This window comes from Gordonia sp. (in: high G+C Gram-positive bacteria) (assembly GCF_049299075.1).
Classification (GTDB): Bacteria; Actinomycetota; Actinomycetes; order Mycobacteriales; family Mycobacteriaceae; genus Gordonia.
This window is the reverse complement of the sequence record NZ_JBAQWU010000091.1, coordinates 1-3,696: the sequence shown is the minus strand read 5'-3', so window position 1 is coordinate 3,696 and position 3,696 is coordinate 1. Positions and strand designations below refer to the sequence as shown.

Sequence of the window (3,696 nt, the reverse complement as noted above, 5' to 3'; positions counted from 1 at the left end):
CGCGCAGGCCGTCTTCGAAGAGCACCTGCCCAATGCGCTCGACTGGTCCCGGATGAACCGGGTGCATTACCCGCGAGTGGCGCGGATGCTGCAACTGGCCGTCGCCCCGGACCGATTAGTGCGCGCCGACGAGTATCGCGCCGCGCGAGTCTTCGCCAAGCGGGCCCGGGCGGCAGGTAAACCGGTCTCCAAGATCCCGATGCCGATCGACTGGAACTACGCGCTGGCCGAACTGCGCGGCGAAATGCGCCGGTCGTACACCGACGGCTCGGGCGCGCTCGGAGTAAACAACGGCGGTAAGCACAGCGTCGACGTCACCTATCTGAAACAGGCGCGAGCGACCGGGCTACTGGAAGTGGCGACCCAACACGAGGTGATCGATGTCGCCCGGGCCGCCGACGGCCGATGGACGATCCACGTCAACCGGACCGACCTGCGCGGCCGGGTGTTGGAACGCAAGATCATCACTGCACGGACCCTGGTGATGGCGGCAGGCAGCGTGCACACCACCAGGCTGCTGGTTCGCGCCAAAGCAACGGGAGCCATCGGGGACCTCCCCGACGCGGTCGGCGCCGGCTGGGGCACTAACGCTGATCGGATCTACACCTGGACCTCGCCCACCGACGAGTTCGGCCCCCGGCAGGGTGGCCCGGTGGTCTTCGGTAGCCGAAACTGGGATGACCCGAAACGGGCGCACACGGTGATTCAGGCGTCCATACCGCCGATGGGAACCGACCTGCGCACCACCATGATGGTCGGCTTCGGCGTCAGCCGCGATCGCGGACGATTCGTCTACGACGCCGCGCGCGACGACGCCGTCCTGCGCTGGCCGGCCAACGGGGACTCGACAATCCAGTGGCGTGACATTCATCGCACGGCCACCGCGATCGCTGGCCCGAGCGGCGTCCTCGCCGACTCGAATCGGGTGCTCAACACGACGTGGCATTCACTTGGCGGGGCATGTATGGAAACCGTCTGCGACCTGTCCGGGCGTGTGCACGGTCAGCCCGGGCTCTACGTGATCGACGGCGCGCTGATTCCGGGTAACACGGCCGCCTGCAATCCGTCGATGACGATCGCCGCCGTCGCCGAGCGGGCGCTCGATGATCTGGTGGCCAACGACGTCGGCCGGACCATCTGAGCCAGCCGCGAACCGGACTTAGGAAGTGGGCGCGTCGTCGCCGAGATCGAGGTCGATTGGGATCTCCTTGCCGCGATTGCGGCGGCGACGATACCACTCCAAGAAGAGCGGCAGCACCGAGACCAGGACGATCAGGATGAAGATCGGTTCGATCAGCTTCTGCACGATCTCGAACTGGCCGAGCCAGTAGCCGAGCAACACGATGCCCGCGCCCCAGATGATGGCGCCGACGATGTTGTACAGCGCGAACACCGAATAGCGCATCTTGGCGGCACCGGCCACCAGCGGCGCTAGGGTGCGGACGATCGGCACAAAGCGCGCCAGCAGGATGGTGACCGGGCCGCGCTCTTCGAAGAAGGTGTGCGCCTCGTCGAGATACCGCTGCTTGAGGAAACGGGCGTTCGGGGTGAACATCGACGTACCGACGTAGCGGCCGATCCAGTAGCCGATCTGGCCGCCAATGATGGCCGCGAGTGGGATAAAGACGCACAGCTGCCACAGCTGGAAGTTCGCGTCGGCGACCGCTTGCGCGTGCTCGGCCGAGGTGCTTCCCGCCGCGATCAGGCCGGCGACGAATAGTAGCGAGTCGCCGGGCAGCACCGGGAACAGCACCCCCGATTCGATCAGGACCACCAGGAGTAGGCCCCAGAACGCCCACGCGCCGAACCATCCGATCAGCACGTAGGGGTCCATGAAGCCCGGCATCAGGGCGACATCCATCGTTGTTGCGGTGGTGGCTAGCGAAAGATCGATCACGGGGCCTGAGCGTACCCGCATTGGCCTGGCAAATCGCTGAGGAGGTGGCGTCTGCGGTGGTCGTTGATGTGCGCTGCGGGCGGATCCGCCCGATTTTCACTGTGGGCGAGGCCTCCCGAGGTCCGTGCGGACCTGCCATAATCAACAAGAGTCGAGAGCTCGCAATCTCCCCGCGAGCGAACCCTGTCGATCGAGAAGGACGCAAATGCCCATCGCAACCCCCGAGAAGTACGCCGAGATGCTCGCGAAGGCCAAGGAGGGCGGTTACGCGTTCCCGGCCATCAACTGCACCTCATCGGAGACCATCAATGCCGCGCTCAAAGGTTTCGCGGATGCAGGCAGTGACGGCATCATTCAGTTCTCCACCGGTGGCGCCGAGTTCGGTTCCGGCCTGAACGTGAAGGACATGGTCACCGGCGCGGTGGCCCTCGCCGAGTTTGCGCACGTCGTCGCCGAAAAGTACGACATCACCGTCGCACTGCACACCGACCACTGCCCGAAGGACAAGCTGGACACCTACGTCCGCCCGCTGATCGCCATCTCGCAGGAGCGCGTGAACAACGGCGCGAACCCGCTGTTCCAGTCACACATGTGGGACGGCTCGGCCGTGCCGATCGACGAGAACCTGGAGATCGCGCAGGAGCTGCTGGCGCTCACCAACAAGGCCAACATCATCCTCGAAGTGGAGATCGGTGTCGTCGGCGGCGAAGAAGACGGCGTCGAGGCGGAGATCAACGACAAGCTGTACACCTCGGTCGAAGACTTCCAGAAGACGGTGCGCGCGCTCGGCACCGGCGAGAAGGGCCGCTACCTGCTGGCCGCCACGTTCGGAAACGTGCACGGCGTCTACAAGCCGGGCAATGTGAAGCTACAGCCTGCCGTGCTACTCGACGGGCAGACGGCGGCCGCCGAGCTGATCGGCCATGAGAAGGGCGCCAAGGTCTTCGACTTCGTCTTCCATGGCGGATCGGGCTCGCTGAAGAGCGAGATCGACGAGGCCCTCAGCTACGGCGTGGTGAAGATGAACGTCGACACCGACACCCAGTACGCGTTCACCCGCCCGGTGGCCGGTCACATGCTCGCCAACTACGACGGCGTGCTGAAAATCGACGGCGAGGTGGGCAACAAGAAGGTCTACGATCCGCGCAGCTACCTGAAGAAGGCTGAGACGGCCATGGCCGAGCGCATCGTCGAGGCCTGCAATGACCTGAAGTCGGCGGGCAAGTCCATCAGTGCTTGATCGTGAGCGCGCTCGGCGCGTCTAGCGACACCGATCGACGAGGCCCCCGCTCTCTGGCAAAACAGAGCGGGGGCCTCGTCGTACAGGCGCAAGCTGTCGTACAGGATCAGCTACGGCTGGGCGCAGACCTTCCAGTCGCCGTCGACCTTGTGCAGTGTCACCTGTGCCGGAACGGTCTCGTTCGGGGTGGCCGAGCTGTAAACGTCCACGCCGACGCGTGCGGTGTTGCCGTCGACGGACACGCCGGTGACTTCGTGGAAGCGCATCATCTGGTTGCGGGCGATCTGCGACTGGTACGCCTTGGCGAACTCCTCGGGGGAGACCGAGGCGTAGAAGGCGCGGTCGGCGCCGCAGGTGACGTCCTGGAGTGTCGCCAGGTCACCCTCGCTCATTGCGGTCTGGAACCGCTCTGCAGCCTTGGCCGCCTGCGACTGCGGCGAGGCGTAGAAGAGGAAATACCAGATTGCGGTAGCGATGACGGCCAGCGCCAGCAGTGCGGCGATGATCGGCCACAGTTTGCGGCGGCCCGTGCCCGCGGTGGCGGCCGGAGCGCCCGCAG

3 protein-coding genes and 1 pseudogene are annotated in these 3,696 nt (G+C 65.5%); 2 read left to right on the top strand and 2 right to left on the bottom strand.

The window, feature by feature from the left end; genetic code table 11:
• Positions 1-1,141: GMC oxidoreductase (locus WAW85_RS03035; RefSeq protein WP_422558178.1), on the top strand; the 1,141-nt coding region annotated here is incomplete at its 5' end.
• Between the two features lie 18 nt (positions 1,142-1,159).
• On the opposite strand, the gene WAW85_RS03030 is transcribed toward WAW85_RS03035, so the two are convergent.
• Positions 1,160-1,897: a DedA family protein gene (locus tag WAW85_RS03030; RefSeq protein WP_422558177.1), complete on the bottom strand. Its 738-nt coding sequence runs from the start codon at positions 1,895-1,897 to the stop codon at positions 1,160-1,162.
• Positions 1,898-2,102: 205 nt separating this feature from the next.
• On the opposite strand from WAW85_RS03030, the gene fbaA reads away from it, so the two are divergent.
• Positions 2,103-3,137: a class II fructose-bisphosphate aldolase gene (gene fbaA, locus WAW85_RS03025; protein ID WP_422558176.1), complete on the top strand. Its 1,035-nt coding sequence runs from the start codon at positions 2,103-2,105 to the stop codon at positions 3,135-3,137.
• Positions 3,138-3,247: 110 nt separating this feature from the next.
• On the opposite strand, the pseudogene WAW85_RS03020 reads toward fbaA, so the two are convergent.
• A pseudogene (locus WAW85_RS03020) lies at positions 3,248-3,696 on the bottom strand (hypothetical protein); the annotation flags it as partial.

Excerpts from the sequence above, each read along its gene's own strand:
- fbaA (WP_422558176.1), top strand. The coding sequence starts at position 2,103 with ATGCCCATCGCAACCCCCGAGAAGTACGCCGAGATGCTCGCGAAGGCC.